Raw genomic sequence first — 17347 nt, 5'->3', positions numbered from 1 at the left:
CACCCTCTTTCCTGCATAACGAACTGGTCGGACTGACCTGGCACCGGAAGTGTCGCCCAATGGAGAGCGCGTGGTTCAGGCGTGACGCTCTCCCCGACCTCACAGAAATCAAGTCATTCTCCCGAGGCCACGTGTAGCGGATCGGCCGGAATTCGCCCATCGCCTGAAACAGTGCAGCCGTATCGCTCATGCGCCGGCTCCCCGCGCGTACGGCGTCAAGCTGTGCATTGAGAAATCGCTGCTCGCTGGCGTGCTGTGCCGTCGTGGGATCCGAGTTGCGATGCAATTGTGGTCAATGCAAGTGACGCCCTTTAGACATCCACCCGGACCTGCTCACTTCGCACAGGGTATTCCGCGCACCGTCGAGATCTATCGAACTGGTTTTTGCGCCGCGACTCGCCATTACGAGGGTCAATCAGGCAAGATCCCACGGGTCGTCCTAGGTTTGCATGACCGGAAGAGGAGACTCGCCAGCGTTCCGGCATCCGTCCTCGCCACCTCCGCCCTCGTCGTCGCCCTCACCCTCGCCGTCGTCTCCATCAGCCATTCCCACGAGAGGCGGATCAGGTTGTGGTCCATATGAATTTTCGCAGTCGTCAATGCAGCTGAAATTCCACAAAATTGCACCCACCGCACCGAGCCCGCAAACAAACTCCCCAATGATGGTTGGCGCGGTGGCAGTCGCGCAACCGTACAAGATTGCAGCCGCGCCGGCGACTCCCGTGACCTCCATGGTGTTGCAATGGAACGTGCAATTGTTGAGGCGTGCTGGGTTGCCTGGAGAATATGTAACGAAGCTGACGATCGAAGAATCCAGGGCATGTACGGCCCCAGGGTGAACGACTCCGCGGGCGATCCGTCGCCGGTGTTGCCTCCGATAGTACTACCGGGCATTTATGGTCATTAAACCTTGCCGTGGAATCGACGACGCAGCGTTGCCCGTCGACTGCCATAAAACCAGGCCGTTCACAGAATGTCTTTTCAGCGGGATCCGCTTCGAGCATCAGCCATGATTCGAAAGCGTTGAGCCTGTATAGCGTCAGACGTCGCCCCAGTTTCGGACTGAAGACGTCATAGCGGTGCGCGCCGCGAGGACGCGGCAGCGTGAGCGGCTCGAAGCTTCGCAAAACGTCGACCCTGTGTACCACCTGCCTCAGGATTTCATGGTCTAGGAGGAACGTGAGTTGACGATTTTAATGCGCACTGAAGGCACCGGCATTGACCGGTGCCGTCGGGCTGGAGGACTACACCGGCACCCCCTCCCCGCAGCCGGCAAGGACATACATATAGCGCGAAGGCGGCATGGAATCGACCGTGGCCCGGACCGCTTCCGTGCACAGGGACGGACGCTTGGCCAGCGCATCAACATATCGCTCGACGTTGGGCAGGTTTTCCCACATTGACGCAAGCCCCAGATAAGCCATCCGGACCAGGTTGACACCCCACAGCACATCGGCGAGCGAGAATGATTCCCCCTTGAGGTACGGTGACGACGAACCAAGCGCATGGTCGAGGTCCGTCAAGAGGCCCGCGACGTGCCGACGTGCAGCGCGTTGAAATGCCGCATCGTGGCAGACCGACTTGCCGCCCCGCTCCTTCGCGATCTTCGCGCGATAGGCCGCAACGAGTTCCGCATCGTCGGCATTGGCGTCAATCATGGCTTCGAGCGCCTTGATCTTGTAGTCGTAGACCGTTTCCATGGCCGTCTTGAGCGCTTCAGGCCGCAGGTCGGCATCGGGATGAAAGCCGTAGAGCAAGGTGCCGTTCGGGATCCGATCGACGATGCTCACCTGATGCATCACTTGGGCACGCGCATCGGCATCTTCCGGCACGAGGTGAATGGGATCGCGCGACACCGCGTCAAGATAGCAGCAGATCCGTCTGGAATCGGCAATGACACGGCCAGCCTTGTAGTCCACAAGCAACGGGACCGCGCAGGGATCAAAGCCTTCGGTCTCCACCGAAGTGCGCCCGCTATAGCCGCTGACAAGTTCCCGCCCCACTTCCCGGCCTGCAAGCAACCGCAGTCGGACGTAGGGCGGATGGTAGTGCTCGGCTGGAACAACGCCATCCGGACCCATAGAACCGAGGATCATCATGTTGTTCGAACGGTACGGCAAGTGCTTCTCGAACAATACCGTGCGCACTTTCTGCGAGCAGAGCGAACTGGCCGCGTGGAACAGTTCGAAGCGCGGGTTGGCGTCACTACCCACGAGAGAGATTCGCGCGGGGTCCGCGATGGCGGCACGGGCACCGGCCGCCATATCCATCAAGTTGTCATGGCTCATTGCTGGTTCCTGGCACTCAGGTTTGGCACTATCGTTCATCGTTGTCTCCTCCTTGTGGGGTTGACGTCTAGCAACTGTTGTGGGCGGTGCCCGTTCGCAGCATCAGCTCCATCTGCTGAGCGATCTGCAGCAGCGCACCGTCGTCGCCGGGCTTCGCGACGATCTGCAAGGCAGCGGGAAGGCTGTGTTCGCTGGTCGCCAGGGGAATCGAAATGGCAGGAAATCCCGCGACATTGAACGGTGCCGTATAGGTCATAAGCGCCTCGCGGACAGTGCCGGTCCAGGCGCCAATGCTGACGGTGCCGGCATCGAGATGCGGTGCGGTGCACGGGCATGTCGGCAGCACGAGATAGTCAACCGTCGACATCACCTCGTGCAGCCTTGCCGTGAAATCTCGCCTGGCCTGCTGGGCCATCGCATAGGCGCGCAGGTCCATGGTTTCGGCGCGTTTCAGCCGGTCGACGGTTTCCGGGTCGTAGTGCGTCCAGATACGGTCCCAGTTGTTGCGGCGGAAATGCTCGATGCCGCCCTCGATCAGGACGATGCTCGCGAAGGCACCGAATACCGCATCGAACAGGCCGGACGTGTTGACGTTCACACAGGAAAAGACTTGCGCCAGCCGCTTCATCGCGCCATCAAATGCCACCGCAATTTCCGAACTGAGTGGAACCGGTGCAATGTCACGAATGACGCCCAGCCTTGCGGACAGCCACGCATCGCTCTCGGGAACCTTGATGTCAATGGCATCGGCGAGCAACAGCACGTCGTCGACCTGCTCGCCGAGCAGGCCTACGTGGTCGCAAGTGGGCGCCAGGGGGAACACGCCGCGCGTGGATAACGTGCCGAGCGTGGGCTTGTATCCAACGACGCCGCACAGCGCGGCGGGAATCCGGACCGAGCCGCCGGTATCCGTGCCCACGCCCGCCATGATGGCACCGTGCGCAATCGCCGCCGCGGCGCCACCACTGGAACCCCCGGGTATGCGTGTATGGTCCAGCGGATTCAGGGTATCGCCAAACCTGGCGCTGGCGGTTGTCACGCCCCACGCGAATTCGTGCGTCGTGGTCTTGCCGATGATGATCGCGCCGCGCTCCACCAGAGTTTTCACGATGTCCGCATCGGCGGCTGGCACATGACCGAGATAGGCGGCAGAACCGTAGCGGGTCTCCATGCCCTTGGTGTCGATCAGATCCTTGACCGCAATGGGCAGTCCTTCCAGTGGCCGCGGCCGGCGTTCGCCATAGCGGCGATCGCTTTCCGCGGCCGCCTTCAGGGCACGGTCCCAATCGATCGCCGAGAACGCATTGAGTAGCCGCTTGCTGGCTTCCGCGCGTTCGAGTGCTTGCTCCGTCAATGCCGTGGCGGTGATTTGCCGCGTGGCTAGGGCATCCAGCGCGTTGCGTAAGCCCATGGAATGCGGGGCCGTCGTTCGGGATGGGCGTCGGATGCCTTGCTGGTCGAGCGACGCGACAGCCGTCGGAAGTATGTCGTGGCCGGAGAAGATCGCGTCTTGTGGCTGGCAGTTCAACTGATTCATGTATTCCACTCCAGGGTGACGTTGTGGTTGGCTTATCCCTGGTTGGAAACGATAGTTGATCGGCTCGATCTTGAAAGCTGGCTGGCGCCGAACGCAGCGTCCATGAATATGGAACGCCCGGCGGGACACACGGGGCTCGGCCCGCGTGGCATTGGAGGTAGAGGAGGTAGGGCCGGGTCAGCGGCCGTCGAACGCGGTGACCTTGGGCAGCTCCACGGCGAGGAAATCGACCAGCGACCGCACCGCGGGAAGCAGTCCGGTCCGATAGGGCATGAGCGCGGAGATGCGCGCATCCGCGGCGATCCAGCCCGGCAGGACTTGCCGCAGCACGCCGGCCTGCAGCTCGGACCGGCAGATATACCCGGGCAGGGCTGCCACGCCAACGTTGGCACAGGCTGCCTCCTTCAGGGACATCATGCTGTTGCTCTGGAATCGTGGCTCGATCGGGATAGTGACGAGTCTGTCGTCGGGGCCTCGCAGTTGCCACTGCAGCGGCCCTCTGCGCACCATCGAGACGATGGCATGGGATACAAGTTGCTCCGGTGCCTCCAGGAGTGGCATCCGTTCGAGGTAGTCCGCACCCGCAAACAGATACCATGGAGCCCTGACAATGGGCCGTTGGACCAGGTTGGAATCCTGCAGTGCCGAGGTATGTCCGCGCAGCGCCAGGTCGAAGCCCTCGCCGACAACGTCGACGAGCCTGTCCGTGGCGATTTCCACGATGCTGACCTTGGGATTGCTGCTCAGGAACGTCGGCAGGACCTGTCGCAGTGCAAACTGCGCAAGCTCGACCGCTACCGTCACGCGGATGATCCCGCTGGGTTCCGCGAGCCTCTGGCGCATCGCCTGTTCCGCGACGTCGGCGCTCTGCAGTAAGGCGACAGCGTACTGGTAGAACTCAGAGCCTACGTCGGTCAAGGCGAACTGGCGCGAGGTCCGGTTGATCAGGCGAACGCCCAGCGAAGCCTCCAGCTCCTTGACCCTGTGACTTAACGTGGACTTGGGCAGCCCCAGGCTGTTGCCGGCAGACGTAAAGCCACCGCGGTCGACCACTTGCACGAAGTGAAAAACGTCTTTCAGGTCCAGCATCTGGCTGCCTTGGTAGCGGTTGGGTTTGGGGCCAATGGTGTCTGCTTCCATCGCATGGTACTGCAAGGGGTGCGCGCAGTGCCACGGTCAGACGCCCCCAATGACGGCCGTTCCCGTGGCCGGAGCCCGCTCGCGCCACGACCGTCAATGCGCCCGAACCCCACCGATCGCGGCAAACCTGGCACCAAACGACACCACGTCGCCTTAGACCACGAGCGCACGCATGCGCGGCTTGCCGGGTTCGGCAAGCCGCATATTCGCTTCGAACGTCGCCTCATTCTGATCAAAGAGGGAAGCAAAGTTCAACCCAGAACTTGTCGCCTTGCGGCCGATTCTGCACGGCGAACTCGCGCTGATACTTGAACACAATGCCAGCCGCCGGCGACCACATGTATCGTAGTTGCGGCCCGACCGCGACAGCTCTTCCGCGAAACCCATCCCCTGGTATGGGCGTGCCGTTGACTTTGTCATCGGTGAACTGCTTCAGCAGATATCCCTGAAGCCCGAGCTGGAACTTACTGTTAAGCGAATAGCCAACAAGATACTCAAGTGCTGCAACCGCGCCAGAATGATATCGAGTCGCTGAATTCGGTGAACTGATCTCTACGAGCGTGGTGGTCGAGACTTCAACTGCGGGTGTGGGGAACCAGGTCGTACTGAGGTGCGGCATCAGGGCATATGTATTCCGGCCAGTGTTCGCCACCCGGTTGGCGGAGTAGGACCCGCTCGGCACTGCAATATCTGTGGCGAGGAAGGCGAAGAATGTTCGCGATGGACTTGAATAACCAATCAGCCACGGCTCCAGGATGATGTCTCCAATTCCATTGCGCTCGCCGCTGCCGCCTGGGGTGTCCACTCGGAGATGAACGATCGGGACGATTACACCACTGGACACAGTAAAGGGCCCGAGGGTGGTGCCCCATGTGTGAATGACACGCGGTGCGTCAACGAACGCGTTCAACTGGAACCCGGGCAGAAGGCTTTTTCCATTCGGGCCGGCGAACTTTCTGGCATCGTAGTAGAGCGTGTAATTGTAAAATTGGGTTTCACCAGGCGGCGGCAATATTCCATTCAATACGGTATTGACGCCCATAGGGTAACTGGTCTGTCCATTCTCGGTTGCCTCGACGTTCGAGGCCGGCGAGCATGCGAGCGCAATCACCGCCAAAAATCTTGCGGGCACTTTAATCACGTCTCCTCCGTCTCTTTATTGTCTTTTTCGGCTGAGGGCTCTGGGCATTCGCATCAGCCGGTTGAGCGCGCCTACGCCCAGTATTCGACATCCTCACAACTTGCCGAAACCGCTAACGACGGCTATCGCTTGTTCGCGCTTTTCCAGGTCAAGGAGCGACCTGAACGGTTCCGCGTGTCAGTGGTCGACGAACGAAACGAACTCGTCCAGTTCCAGCTTGCCAAGCTCCATGTTGTTTTCCGGAATACTGTTGTCCGCATAGCCGAGTGACATTCCGGCCACGATCATCTCCCCGTCGGGAATGGCCAGGTCTTCACGAAGGACCGCCGATTGCAGCGACCATATCTGCTGCGGGCACGTGTCCAGCCCCCGGGCACGCGCGGCCAGCATGATGTTCTGGAGAAAGCAGCCGTAGCAGATGAAGCTGGCCCATTCCAGGCGCCGGTCCATGGTGAAGATCAGTCCCACTGGCGCATCGAAGAACCGGAACTGCCGTTCGACGTCGCGCCGGCGCCCGACGATATCGCTCCTGTGCACGCCCTGCGCATCGCCAAGCATCCCGCGAAACGTATTGAAGCGCGACGAGAATGGCGCCGGCAATTCCTTTGGAAAGAACGGGTAGTCGGGAGCCAGTCCCTCAGGATCGGCGCGATACGCCTCGACCGCGGCTCCCGCAATCTTCTCGCGAGCCTTTCCGGTCAGTACATAGCAGCGCCAGGGCTGCGTGTTGCTCGAACTCGGCGCGTATTTCGCGACCGACAGGATGTCCCTGACAGTCTCGATCGGCACAGGCTGGTCAAGGAAGCCGCGCTTGCTGTGGCGTCCGCGAATCAGCTCTTCTGTAATCTGGATTGCCTCCATCTTCATGTCTCCGTTCTCGTGGTGGGGGTAGCTACGGTGGAAAGGATCATAGACACGTCCCCTGCCTTGTGAAGACGGCAAAACTTGAAAGCTTCGTCCGGAAACAACGAACGACAGGCCCCCATTCGCACATGTGCGGCGTTCAAAATCCTGGACGCTCTGTTCTCAAATCCAGCGCGCACGCGCGAACCCGATTCGCCTATCTTCCTACTCGGGATCGGAGCCCCCGATCGCATACGAAAACATGGTGGAGAAGTGGAATGAACCAGTTGAAATGCTTGCCGCAGGAAGAGATTGTCTGGGGACACGACGTGCTGAAAACCGTCGCCCCCTCCATGGAGAACTACGGCATCCGCCGTCCGATGACGTTCACCGTGGAATTCCTTGAGGCCTTGAACCGCAAGCACCTGCAGCCTGCCATCGGCGACGGCGTGGGCACCTTCACCGGCCTGCCGCCGCATGTGCCCGACTTCGCCGTACGCGACGGACTGCGTGCATGCATCGAGGCCAATGCGGAATCGATCATCGCCCTCGGCGGCGGCTCTGTACTCGATGCCGCGAAGGCAGTCTCCTACCGGCATCTCCAGCAGACAGGCCGCTACCTGCCCATTGCGGCGATTCCGACGACCCTGTCGGGTTCGGAGTTCTCTCACTACTTCGGTGTGACGGAAACGGACGGTCCCCAGAAGTTCAAGCGCAGTTATGCCGTGCGCGAAACGACGCCCAGGCTGGTGGTGATCGACCCCAGGATGATTGTCGACACGCCACGTACGCTGCTGCTGAGTTCGGCCATCAAGGGAATCGACCATGCGGTGGAAGGCATGCGCCGGGTCGACGTGGACCACCCTCACGCTATCCTCGCCGCCAGGGGCGTCGAGCGCTTCCTTGCCGTGCTGGAGAAGTGGCCGCGCAAGCTCGAAACACCCGAGGCCATCGCGGGCGGCCACGTGTCGACCGACGACCTGTTGCAGCTTCAGCTCGCCGCGTGGCAGTGTTACTTCTATCCTGCTTCAGTCATCTACGGCCTGAGCCATCGCATCGGGCACGTCCTCGGCGGGACGTTCGGGGTACCGCACAGCGTGACATCGTGCATTGCGCTGGCCCCCGTCATCCGCGCCTGCGCCGACGCATATGGCCGAAAGCTCGAGATTTTCTCCACGGACCGTGGCAGCCGCACGCCCGCCGCATTCCTCGCTGACCGCATTGAGGCAGCCGTGGACACACTGGAATTGCCGAGCCGGCTAGGCGACCTCGATTTCGATCGGGCGAAGCTTCCTGAGATGGCGGCCCTGCTCAAGCAGAACTATCCCTCCGAGGTCGGCGACCTTGGCAAGGATGCCGGCACGAAGCTGGATGCGCTGTTGGAGAGCCTGTGGTAATGACCGGCCGGCCATCCGACAGCTTCCCGCATCCCCTCGGCCGGCGCCGCGCGCTCGATGCCCTGAACACCGCGACACGCCTGACGCAGATGGAGTCGATGCTGCGAACCGTCGCCGTTCCACAGAACTTGCCTGACCCCACCACCACGAGGAGACCTAAGTGAACGATACCGTCAAGCCAGCATCCCCGGCACCAGCCGGAACCTCAGCCGGGCATACGCCATACAGCGACTGGTTACAGACTGACGTGCTCCACTCGCTGCAACGCCCGGTCAGCGATCATCCCGGCGAGCACGCCTGGATCGTATCGGCGCAGGTGTCCGAGCTCTACTGGATGCTGATCATCAAGGAATTACAGGCCGCGCAGGCGCAATTGCGTGCCGATGACCTGACCGGGGCCTGCCGGACGCTGCGGCGCGTCGTCGCCCACCACGAGCCGCTCAATGCCACATGGCGCTCCATCGCGTGGATGACGCCTGTCGACCTGCTCGCCATCCTGTCCTGCGTTGGCCCGAAGTACGGCAAGGACACCGCCCTCCAGGGCTGGACGTACCGGCAGATGGTCTACCTGCTCGGCATCAAGCAGGAGGAGCACCTGCAGCACTTCCTGCCGCAACCCCGGCGCTGGGAACAACTCAGCAAGGCGCTGGCAGAGCCGAGCCTGTATGACGACGTGCTCGCCCACCTGAGCCGCAAGGGCTTCGCCGTGCCGGCGTTGGTACTCGACCGCGATTTCAGTGTGCCCTACACGCCGGACAAGGTGGTCGAGAACGTCTGGCGCGAGGTCTACGCCGACCCGGACGAACACCGGGAACTGCAGCAGTTCGGCGAGACGCTGGCCGACATCGCGGAGGGATTCTCCGAATGGAAGCACCTGCACCTCATGGCAACGCGCCGGACGTTCGGTGCCCGGCCAGCCTACTTCGGCACCGAAGGCATTGCCTGGCTCCTGCCGACCATGAACGAGATCCCGTTCCCGGAACTCTGGTCTGCGCGCGGCTTCATCGGCGATCCGCCCGCGGTATGTCCGCACGCCCGCGGGCAGGGAAATGCCAGGGCCGCGGAGTGACGTGCTCAAGACGGTCATGGAAACGGTCTACGATCACAAGATCGCGGCGTTCGAGTCCATGATCGTCAATCATGCCGGACATGCAGGACTTGTTGCCGCCTGTCGCACCAGGATCGCGAAGGAACGAGGCGGCATCGCGGTCCGCCGCGATGCCGCGTGCCAGCGCACCGCACGCCATCATGTCGAAGGCGTGTTGGAGGCGCTGGGCCGCACGCCGTGTTCCGCACCAGCCCCGTATCTCGCGGGATGCGCGTTCGCCCTTGGCGATGTGCTTTGGGGTGTCAACCTGGTGCGGCTGGCGTATCTGGGGCTCACGTCGATGTGGGACGACCTGCTACCGCCATCGCGCCGGATCGATGCCATGGCGAGCTGCGTGGAGACTGCGCCAGCCTGAGCGGTTGCCATCGTGTCATCGGCCTGTGGCGATGCAGGAGTCGGGCGGAGACTGCGAGTCTCCGCCCTTTTCTACGATTAGGTTTTTACTTTCAGGCTGCCACGGACTGCGGCTGAACGTGCAAAGCGCGGGCGACGGTCGTTACCCTGCGGCCCTGGAACCGGGCAACCGCCAGATGATCGTCGTCGGGCTTCACCGCGTCACGCTGCGAGACGTGAGTCGCGCCGTACGGGGTGCCGGCCTTGAACATCGCCGCGTCGGCATAGCCCAGCGGCACGATGATCAGGCCCAGGTGCGCCATGGGCGCGTAAGTCGCCAGCAGCGTGGCTTCATTGCCGCCGTGGCGCGAGGACGTCGAGCCGAAGACCGAGCCCACCTTGCCATTCAGTTTTCCCGCGAACCAGAGACCGCCGAGCCCGTCGATATACGCCTTGAGTTCGGCCGACATCGACCCGAACCGCGTCGGCGTGCCGAACACGATGGCGTCAGCCCACTCGGCATCGGCTTCGGTCGGCGCCTCGTATTTCGCGTTCATCTCCGTGGCGTTCTCGAGCCAGCCCGGCGCCTGTCGCATGACGTCGGGGCCGACAACCTCCCGCACACGCCGCATGCGGACTTCTGCCCCAGCCTCGAGGGCCCCCTCGGCGACAGCCTTGGCCAACATCTCGGTGGAGCTGTTTCGTGAGTAGAAAACAACCAGTACTTTCGGCTTTTGCATGGTGATCCCCGGCAACGTCATACAGAGATGGGCTCGAGCCGACCCAGCAGCTCGTCCTTGCGATCCGCCAGCCACGGCGGGAGCTGGAACTCCTCGCCAAAATGGCCAGGCTTTTCATCGATCGCGAAGCCGATGTCGGTGGTGGTCGCCTCGAACATCACGCCGCCGGGCATCTTGAAGTACATCGAGCGGAAGTAGTTGCGGTGCACCGATTCGGACGTATCGATGTAGCCCAGGGCAAACATTCTCTCCTTCAGGATCGCCTGCTGTTCCACGTTGTCCACCGCGAAGGCCACATGGTGGACCGTGCCTTCGCCGTAGATCGACGAACCCTGATGCCGGTCCGGCTCATGCAGGAACTCGACGATCATTCCCGGGCCGCCGTTGTACGTCTCGAAGCGGTAGTAGGATCCCGCCTGGCCTGCGTTCCGGAAACCGATCGCTTCGCTCATGAAGCGGATCGATTCGGCGACTTCCCGCAGCGACAGCGTGATGCTGTGGACGCCGCGGATGGCATGGGCTTCGGGGATATCGCTGGCCACGCAAGCCGGACGCGAATCGAGATCCGTCTCGACGAGATCGAACTCGATGCCGCACGGATGTTGGAACCGTTGGCGGCGCTCTCCGAAGCGCTCGACGATCTCGCTGTCATACGGCACGTCCATGGCATCGAAGCGGATACGCCAGAATTCGAGCGAGCCCTTGGGAACCGAGTAGTTGATGACCCGCACCTGGCCCGATCCCGGACGCGCCATGACGCCCCGCTGACGGAACGGAAACGACGTCACCAGTGTCCCTGGATCGCCATTCGCGTTGCCATAGTAAAGGTGGTAGATGGGATCCTCGCCGTCGAGAAGCACGGTCTTCTTCACGAGGCTCTGCCCGAGCAGCTTGACGTAGAAGTCCACGTCCTCCTGTGCGTGCCTCACGCCGAGCGTCAGATGATGAAATCCCTTGAGCATTAACATTGTCCTCTCCAGTTTGAAATAGGCATGTAGAAACAGCGCATAGCCGCTCCTGTGCAACAGCTTATGACGGTAGATACCGCTTGGGCAGCCGTCACGGGTTGTACGCAGGGTTCGGCAAACCTGGACAATGCCGCCCTGTGAGGCGCGGTGCTCGAGGTGGCGCGGGATGCAATTCCCGACGCTGTCGGGACGCAGACGCGACAGGGCACCAAGGTTTGCCCGGGTGCGGCGGATTCACTGCGGCTGGCGAGGCGCTCCGGCGGCCGAAGTCAACGCTGAGTCACCGTGTGAAGGAACTGGAAGCCTCACTGCGCGTGCGGCTCATCAGCCGGCCCTCGCGGCAATTTGCGATGACGGAGGTGGGCCAGGAGTTATACCAGTAAGCCATGGCGATGCTGCGCAGTTCCGAGCTTGCAGAAGAGGCCATGCGCCAGCGGCTGGCGGAGCCGAGCGGTGTGATCCGCGTGGCCGGCTGCGGACATAACCGTAGCCCAGCAGTACTGTGAAACGTAGATTCTTCGTAGTTGCGTCGGTTAAGAGTGTATGGCTACAGGCTGAACCGACCTCCTAAGTCAGGCTCTGAGCCTGTAGAAGGCCTACTGCCGCGAGAGCAATGACGCCGACTTCCACCTCTCTGCCAGGTTCGACGGAGCAAACCAAGGCAATACTCGACTCAGCCAACCAAGCCTTCGCGCATGTGGCTGTCCTCCACGTTGTATTTATGACGACCTGTGCATATGTCTTTGTCGTTGCTTCGCTACTGGCCAAGCATGGTGAGGGCCTCGCGCAACGGCGCAAGCGATACAGCGATAATCCCGCCGAGTGGCGTGTTCATTTCCAGGATCAGAAATATTGCAATGGAAGTGGATATCGCGCCCAGAAAAAACGTCGTGGTGACAGTCGTGTTAGGAGACGTGAACAGGCCAAACGAGCCGAAGATGATGCACAGCCACAACACAAGCGTTATCAGTAGCGGCATGGGGGTTGAGCCTGCTGCTTGCAGCAGCGCAAGCTCACGCATCGCCAGCCCTTCGCCGGCGATCTGGATGGCGCGCGCCTGTAGCCGACGTTGCGCTTCGCTGTGCGGCGAAAGTTCCGCCAACGTGCGTTGAATGTTTTCCCCCCGCTTAAGCTCCTCGGGACTTCGCAGGCTTGCCAACTGATCGGGGTCGCGAGAAGTGGCCTTCTGGATTCCCTTGGCGACGAACTGCTTCAGCGAGGTACGGATCTCCTGCGTCTGCGGCCCATATTGAGCCAGTGTGCGATCGAGCAGAATGATATCAGTGGCGTCGCGTACGACCGCGGCGTTCGCGGTATCGAACGAACTTTTCGCCGACGAAATCAGCAGCCCAAGCACTATCGCGGCCATCGTGGCTATCAATCCGATCGTCAGTTTGATGACGCCGACCGATTCATCGCTGAGATGGCGCTCTGGCAACAGAGAGTGCAGATACAATCCGAGCAGGGCGCTACCAAACACGCATGCAAACACAATGATGGCAATGCTTAGATGGTGCACCGTTCGATTCTCCGTTTCTGTATATAAGCGTGGTTACCTTCTCTTTATGCCTTGCCGCTGCTTTCGCGCTCGGATGTTGATCTGGTGCGATCGCTGTGCCTGTTGAGTGCTGCCGCTTGCGGCCCGGAACACGTCCAGCGCGTCAACGGTTACGCTAGAGCGGATTCCCCGGAAACCATCGCGGCCTTGGTGATGAGATTCAATTTGCCGAGCGCCCCGGCGGCAATCAGGGATCATATCTCACTCAAACTCGTCCTCGACGGCCCCCCAACGACTATGGGTATCTGCCCATATTGGCCGGCGGTCAGAGTCCCAACCGCCGGTAAACACGCGATTGCCATCGTCCGACGTAACCGCAAACATTAGCTTCACGAACGGTACGTCAACCTCGTCAAGGGGATCGACAGAGCGATCAGGATCTATGATCCCAAGCCGGACTTCCGGTTCAAGCTCGAACCGTTGCGACCCATCGCCTTCGCGTGTGCGCCTCTCCAGCTTGTCCGGCAGAACGTGGCACGCCCCTGGAGCTTGCGGATCGGGTCGAGCACGAATGCCTGCACATCACCAGCGTCCGAAGGCCTCAACCATCGACTTTCTTCGGCAACCGCGTCGAGCTACCGGCTTCCCTGGAGGGACGACCACGCGTGAACAGTCGAGCAGCGCTCGTTGAATCAGCGGCACAAGTCGCATGCATCGTCAATCGGCGGTGTAGCACCCGCCCAGCCGTGCCTAATCCCTGAATGGCGTCGTAAGTTCCGTCTCAGTCGTGTCCACCACGAACACCGCGAGGCGTTTCGCTGGCTTTGTTTCGCTGGCATTTGTGCTGATTGCATACCGATCTCCAGGTAGTTCCGAGAAGCTTTGCCCGGCTTTGTAGACGGTCACAGCACCGTCATTGACCTGGCTGCGGATGACCCCTTCGAGCACGGTCACATAGATGAACGCTGACTTTGGATGTGTGTGGCCGGGCGAGTAGCCGCCCGGACCGTACTCGACGATCACACCCTTGATGCCCTTTCCAGGAACGTTCGGTAGGTCGTGCTGGTAGACGAGCTTCACCGTCGCGTTTTTTTGTTCGACGTCTCTGCAAAGCTGCCAAACGGTAAGACGGTAACGAGTAACGCACAGATAAAGTGTTTCATGTACACCTGCTTTCAAACGTTTCCGTGGGAACTACGGCTTACCCTGCGAGCGCCGAAACCACTCGTCGAATCCGATGCGGCCGAGGCGCGCTTCGCCGAGTGGCACGAGTGAATGCTCTCCGACGAGGCCACCAAAATAACGAGCCTGCACGTCACGCACGACTTCTCGCTTGTCGCCCATCGCTTTCAGATAGCGGGCAACGATTTCGTCAAACGGCGCGCGTTCCGGACCAGCGATTTCAACGATGCCGTTGCGCGGGGCGCCGAGCGCCACATCGGCGACAAAGGCGGCGACGTCGTCAGACGCAATGGGCTGGAACGGGCCCGGTGAAAGCCTCACAGTGTTGCCTTCCGTGCCGGAATCAGCGATACCGCCGAGGAATTCGTAGAACTGCGTCGAACGGATGATCGTGAAGGGAATGCCGGAAGCCTCGATCAGCTTTTCTTGCGCAACCTTCGCGCGGAAATAACCGTTCTCGGGCGTCCGGTCGCTTCCGACAATCGACAGCGCGACATGATGCTGGACACCCGCCTCAGTCTCGGCTGGGTGGAGATTCCGGCCGGATGCTTCGAAGAATTTCAGCACTGCGTTGTCTTCGAACGACGGCGAATTGGCGAGGTCGACCACTACCTGCGCGTCGGCGAGGACTTCCTTGAGTCCCTCGCCAGTGAGCGTGTTGACACCGTTCTTCGGCGAGGCAGCGATAACGTCGTGGCCAGCCTGACGCAGAATTGGGGCGGTCTTCGAGCCGATGAGGCCGGTGCCGCCGATGATAACTATTCGCATGATTCACCCTCATTCGTCGATTGTTGGAGAAAGCTAAAGAGATCCGAAAGAAGCGCCATCGCGGTGCCGGCTGCATATCGCCCTGCTCCAGTCGTTGGCGCCAGGCACAGTCGAAGCCGATTGTGGATTTTTACGGACCGCGGCAAGAACCGCGGGTAGCGTTCGAGATGCTAGAAGCACCTCAGGAATCGTCAATGGGCCGGTAAGCCCGTGGTGCGCGCAAAGGACAGCGCACCATAGAAACATAGACGCTCTTCAGGAAAATGGAACATCAACTTGAAAGGCTCGCGTACTAAGTTTGTATTCTTGCGCTTGCGCCAGTCGCCATCCATTCCACGTTTCATCATTTCATGATGAACTGCTTAACCGATGGGCCAAACGATGGAAGGCATGGCGTGTCCGGAAGATGCCTCGTGCAGCCGCGCTCGACTTCAGCTCTGAATGAACGCCAGCAGGTCCGCGTTGAACTTGTCCTTGTGTGTGTCCGTCAAGCCGTGAGGGGCGCCGGGATAAACGACCAGCTTTGAATTCCTGATTAGCTTTGCCGATGCGCGACCTGCAGCGTCGATGGGCACGATCTGATCGTCGTCACCGTGAATGATCAGCGTGGGGACGTCGATTTTCTTCAGGTCCTCGGTGAAATCGGTTTCGGAGAACGCCTTGATCGAGTCATAAGTGTTCTTCTGACCGCCTTCCATTCCTTGCATCCACCACGAATCGATCAACCCCTGCGAGGGTTTGGCGCCCGGCCGGTTGAAGCCATAGAACGGACCTGACGCAACATCTCTGTAAAACTGCGAACGGTTGGCCAGTTGAGCCGCACGGAGTCCGTCGAATACGTCGATCGGCAGCCCTCCCGGGTTCGCGGCGGTTTTCAGCATCAGCGGCGGCACTGCCGATACGAAAACGACCTTCGACACGCGACGCGTGCCATGACGGCCGACGTAGCGGGCCACTTCCCCTCCGCCGGTGGAAAAGCCCACGAGGATGGCGTCGGTCAAGTTGAGGGTATCGAACACCGTCGCCAGATCGTCGGCATAGGTATCCATTTCGTTGCCGCCCCATGGTTGGCCGGAGCGCCCGTGTCCCCGGCGGTCGTGAGCGACGGCACGAAAGCCGTGCGAGGCCACGAGCATCATCTGCGATTCCCAGCTATCGGAACTCAGTGGCCAGCCATGACAGAACACCACAGGTCGGCCAGTGCCCCAATCTTTGTAGTAAAGCTGCGTGCCGTCCTTCGCTGTGATGTAGTTCCCCGGCTGCTGCTGGCCGCGAGGATTCGAGGCGCCTGAGCGCGCTGCCTCGGCCGTGCCGGAGAGCAGCGAAACTCCCAATCCTCCAGCGACAGCGGCGCCGCCAATCAATACGTTGCGACGCGCCGGTCTGCTCGCGAACTTGTCCCTTGTCGACATGATGCTGCTCCTTATGTGAATACTTAGTTGAAGAACGGACTGCAATCTCTCATCACACTGCTCTAAAGCAGCCAGCAATCTCGTCATGTGCTCGAGTGCTGCTTGCTGACTGCGTAGTGCGATAAAGAGGCCGCAGCCTTGTGACCGGAGCGGTCGATCTTGTTCATGTTCAAGATCCCGCAAGGCTCCAGTCATGCGGCGTTACGATTCGTTGGCATCGTCCTGCCGCACCAGCGCGACGACATTCTCGATTCCCTGCCGCGCCATCTTGGTATAAGGGCAAAAGCGTTCGGTGTTGCGAACCAGTTCTTCGGCGACAACACGCTCGACACCTGGCAATCGAACACGGGTCTGCGCGCTCAGAATGAACAGACCGTCCATCGGGTCACGGCCAAAATCGACGGTGACTTGCACCGAGGCATCGGGAATCGGAATGCTCGCCTGTGCCGCAAGCAGACTCAGCGCGCCATGAAAGCAGGCCGCGTAACCCGCCGCGAACAGCTGCTCGGGATTGGTGCCGCCGCCGGGCCCGCCCAGCGCCCTCGGCAATCGCAAATGGACTACGAGATTGCCGTCGTCAGAACGGGCGATGCCCGACGCGCGCCCGTGCCCCGCGTCCCCGCCGGTTACGGTGACGGTGGTCGAATACAGCGTTTGGAGGTCGCGCCCGTGATACTTGTCGAGCAGCGTCAGCGGCGGTGGACGCAACCTGGTCATGGCGCGCCTCGTCGTCTCGTGGCTTATTTCGCGGCTTGCGTCTGGGCGAACCACGCCTCGAAGCTCATCGTACCGAGACGCGGATTGGCGCCCGGGACGAGCGTGTCGTCCTGCAACCTTGCGCCGAAATAACGGGCCTGTGGGTCTTCGGTGACCTTGCGCGAATCGTGCGTTGCCAGGAGGAAACGCTGCACCATGCCGGCGAGCCGCACGCGTTCCGGGCCCGCGATCTCCGCGATGCAGTTGCGCGGTTCGCCCGCCGCAAAGTCCGCGAC

At 61.2% G+C, this 17347-nt stretch carries 17 protein-coding genes and 1 pseudogene; 4 read left to right on the top strand and 14 right to left on the bottom strand.

Going from position 1 to position 17347, the window contains the following annotated elements; genetic code table 11:
- Nucleotides 1–1244 precede the first annotated feature (1244 nt).
- The 5 genes from ACQKRQ_RS25945 to ACQKRQ_RS25925 form a co-directional block, all read right to left on the bottom strand.
- Nucleotides 1245–2288, bottom strand: coding sequence for a glutathione S-transferase family protein (locus ACQKRQ_RS25945; protein WP_427480887.1), 1044 nt, complete (start codon nucleotides 2286–2288; stop codon nucleotides 1245–1247).
- Between the two features lie 67 nt (nucleotides 2289–2355).
- On the bottom strand, nucleotides 2356–3825 hold the full coding sequence (locus ACQKRQ_RS25940) for an amidase (RefSeq protein ID WP_427480337.1): 1470 nt from the start codon (nucleotides 3823–3825) through the stop codon (nucleotides 2356–2358).
- A gap of 177 nt (nucleotides 3826–4002) precedes the next feature.
- A complete protein-coding gene (locus tag ACQKRQ_RS25935; RefSeq protein ID WP_427480885.1) occupies nucleotides 4003–4914 on the bottom strand; it encodes a LysR substrate-binding domain-containing protein in 912 nt (303 codons plus the stop codon).
- 283 nt (nucleotides 4915–5197) lie between these two features.
- Nucleotides 5198–6106 (bottom strand): SphA family protein, encoded by a 909-nt coding sequence (locus ACQKRQ_RS25930; protein ID WP_427480335.1) that lies wholly within the window; start codon nucleotides 6104–6106, stop codon nucleotides 5198–5200.
- Between the two features lie 177 nt (nucleotides 6107–6283).
- A complete protein-coding gene (locus ACQKRQ_RS25925) occupies nucleotides 6284–6967 on the bottom strand; it encodes a nitroreductase (RefSeq protein WP_427480883.1) in 684 nt (227 codons plus the stop codon).
- 260 nt (nucleotides 6968–7227) lie between these two features.
- On the opposite strand from ACQKRQ_RS25925, the gene ACQKRQ_RS25920 reads away from it, so the two are divergent.
- From ACQKRQ_RS25920 to ACQKRQ_RS25910, 3 genes are all read left to right on the top strand, one after another.
- The gene (locus ACQKRQ_RS25920; protein ID WP_427480333.1) at nucleotides 7228–8346 is read left to right on the top strand and encodes an iron-containing alcohol dehydrogenase; all 1119 of its coding nucleotides are present in this window, start codon (nucleotides 7228–7230) and stop codon (nucleotides 8344–8346) included.
- A gap of 160 nt (nucleotides 8347–8506) precedes the next feature.
- Complete coding sequence (locus tag ACQKRQ_RS25915) at nucleotides 8507–9415, top strand: tryptophan 2,3-dioxygenase (protein WP_427480331.1); 909 nt, start codon at nucleotides 8507–8509, stop codon at nucleotides 9413–9415.
- 1 nt (nucleotide 9416) lies between these two features.
- Nucleotides 9417–9809 carry a hypothetical protein gene (locus tag ACQKRQ_RS25910; protein WP_427480329.1) on the top strand — a complete coding sequence of 131 codons (393 nt, stop codon included), beginning with the start codon at nucleotides 9417–9419 and terminating at the stop codon, nucleotides 9807–9809.
- A gap of 91 nt (nucleotides 9810–9900) precedes the next feature.
- On the opposite strand, the gene wrbA is transcribed toward ACQKRQ_RS25910, so the two are convergent.
- Nucleotides 9901–10527 carry an NAD(P)H:quinone oxidoreductase gene (gene wrbA / locus ACQKRQ_RS25905; protein WP_427480327.1) on the bottom strand — a complete coding sequence of 209 codons (627 nt, stop codon included), beginning with the start codon at nucleotides 10525–10527 and terminating at the stop codon, nucleotides 9901–9903.
- Between the two features lie 17 nt (nucleotides 10528–10544).
- Nucleotides 10545–11495, bottom strand: coding sequence for a ring-cleaving dioxygenase (locus ACQKRQ_RS25900; RefSeq protein ID WP_427480325.1), 951 nt, complete (start codon nucleotides 11493–11495; stop codon nucleotides 10545–10547).
- A 137-nt stretch (nucleotides 11496–11632) separates the two neighbouring features.
- On the opposite strand from ACQKRQ_RS25900, the gene ACQKRQ_RS25895 reads away from it, so the two are divergent.
- Nucleotides 11633–11878 carry a LysR family transcriptional regulator gene (locus ACQKRQ_RS25895; protein WP_427480323.1) on the top strand — a complete coding sequence of 82 codons (246 nt, stop codon included), beginning with the start codon at nucleotides 11633–11635 and terminating at the stop codon, nucleotides 11876–11878.
- Nucleotides 11879–12252: 374 nt separating this feature from the next.
- Here ACQKRQ_RS25895 and ACQKRQ_RS25890 read toward each other — a convergent pair whose 3' ends face one another.
- The 7 genes and pseudogenes from ACQKRQ_RS25890 to ACQKRQ_RS25860 all read right to left on the bottom strand — a co-directional run.
- Nucleotides 12253–13014, bottom strand: a complete 762-nt coding sequence (locus ACQKRQ_RS25890; RefSeq protein ID WP_427480321.1) for a hypothetical protein — start codon at nucleotides 13012–13014, stop codon at nucleotides 12253–12255.
- A 729-nt stretch (nucleotides 13015–13743) separates the two neighbouring features.
- Nucleotides 13744–14172 carry a cupin domain-containing protein gene (locus ACQKRQ_RS25885; RefSeq protein ID WP_427480319.1) on the bottom strand — a complete coding sequence of 143 codons (429 nt, stop codon included), beginning with the start codon at nucleotides 14170–14172 and terminating at the stop codon, nucleotides 13744–13746.
- A 15-nt stretch (nucleotides 14173–14187) separates the two neighbouring features.
- Nucleotides 14188–14943 (bottom strand): SDR family oxidoreductase, encoded by a 756-nt coding sequence (locus tag ACQKRQ_RS25880; RefSeq protein ID WP_427480317.1) that lies wholly within the window; start codon nucleotides 14941–14943, stop codon nucleotides 14188–14190.
- Nucleotides 14944–15134: 191 nt separating this feature from the next.
- On the bottom strand, nucleotides 15135–15275 hold the full coding sequence (locus ACQKRQ_RS25875; protein WP_427480315.1) for a hypothetical protein: 141 nt from the start codon (nucleotides 15273–15275) through the stop codon (nucleotides 15135–15137).
- 99 nt (nucleotides 15276–15374) lie between these two features.
- Entirely contained in the window at nucleotides 15375–16355 is a 981-nt protein-coding gene (locus tag ACQKRQ_RS25870; RefSeq protein ID WP_427480881.1) for an alpha/beta fold hydrolase, read from the bottom strand.
- A 201-nt stretch (nucleotides 16356–16556) separates the two neighbouring features.
- Nucleotides 16557–17072 (bottom strand): Ohr family peroxiredoxin, encoded by a 516-nt coding sequence (locus ACQKRQ_RS25865; RefSeq protein ID WP_427480313.1) that lies wholly within the window; start codon nucleotides 17070–17072, stop codon nucleotides 16557–16559.
- A gap of 23 nt (nucleotides 17073–17095) precedes the next feature.
- A pseudogene (locus ACQKRQ_RS25860) lies at nucleotides 17096–17347 on the bottom strand (NmrA family transcriptional regulator); the annotation flags it as partial.

This window comes from Paraburkholderia sp. NPDC080076 (assembly GCF_050281145.1).
Lineage (GTDB): Bacteria > Pseudomonadota > Gammaproteobacteria > Burkholderiales > Burkholderiaceae > Paraburkholderia.
This window is presented reverse-complemented; position numbering and strand designations above follow the sequence as displayed.

Excerpts from the sequence above, each read along its gene's own strand:
- ACQKRQ_RS25920 (WP_427480333.1), top strand. The coding sequence starts at position 7,228 with ATGAACCAGTTGAAATGCTTGCCGCAGGAAGAGATTGTCTGGGGACAC.
- ACQKRQ_RS25940 (WP_427480337.1), bottom strand. The coding sequence starts at position 3,825 with ATGAATCAGTTGAACTGCCAGCCACAAGACGCGATCTTCTCCGGCCAC.
- ACQKRQ_RS25925 (WP_427480883.1), bottom strand. The coding sequence starts at position 6,967 with ATGGAGGCAATCCAGATTACAGAAGAGCTGATTCGCGGACGCCACAGC.
- ACQKRQ_RS25880 (WP_427480317.1), bottom strand. The coding sequence starts at position 14,943 with ATGCGAATAGTTATCATCGGCGGCACCGGCCTCATCGGCTCGAAGACC.
- ACQKRQ_RS25870 (WP_427480881.1), bottom strand. The coding sequence starts at position 16,355 with ATGTCGACAAGGGACAAGTTCGCGAGCAGACCGGCGCGTCGCAACGTA.
- ACQKRQ_RS25935 (WP_427480885.1), bottom strand. The coding sequence starts at position 4,914 with ATGCTGGACCTGAAAGACGTTTTTCACTTCGTGCAAGTGGTCGACCGC.
- ACQKRQ_RS25900 (WP_427480325.1), bottom strand. The coding sequence starts at position 11,495 with ATGTTAATGCTCAAGGGATTTCATCATCTGACGCTCGGCGTGAGGCAC.
- wrbA (WP_427480327.1), bottom strand. The coding sequence starts at position 10,527 with ATGCAAAAGCCGAAAGTACTGGTTGTTTTCTACTCACGAAACAGCTCC.
- ACQKRQ_RS25875 (WP_427480315.1), bottom strand. The coding sequence starts at position 15,275 with ATGGATGGCGACTGGCGCAAGCGCAAGAATACAAACTTAGTACGCGAG.
- ACQKRQ_RS25945 (WP_427480887.1), bottom strand. The coding sequence starts at position 2,288 with ATGAGCCATGACAACTTGATGGATATGGCGGCCGGTGCCCGTGCCGCC.
- ACQKRQ_RS25865 (WP_427480313.1), bottom strand. The coding sequence starts at position 17,072 with ATGACCAGGTTGCGTCCACCGCCGCTGACGCTGCTCGACAAGTATCAC.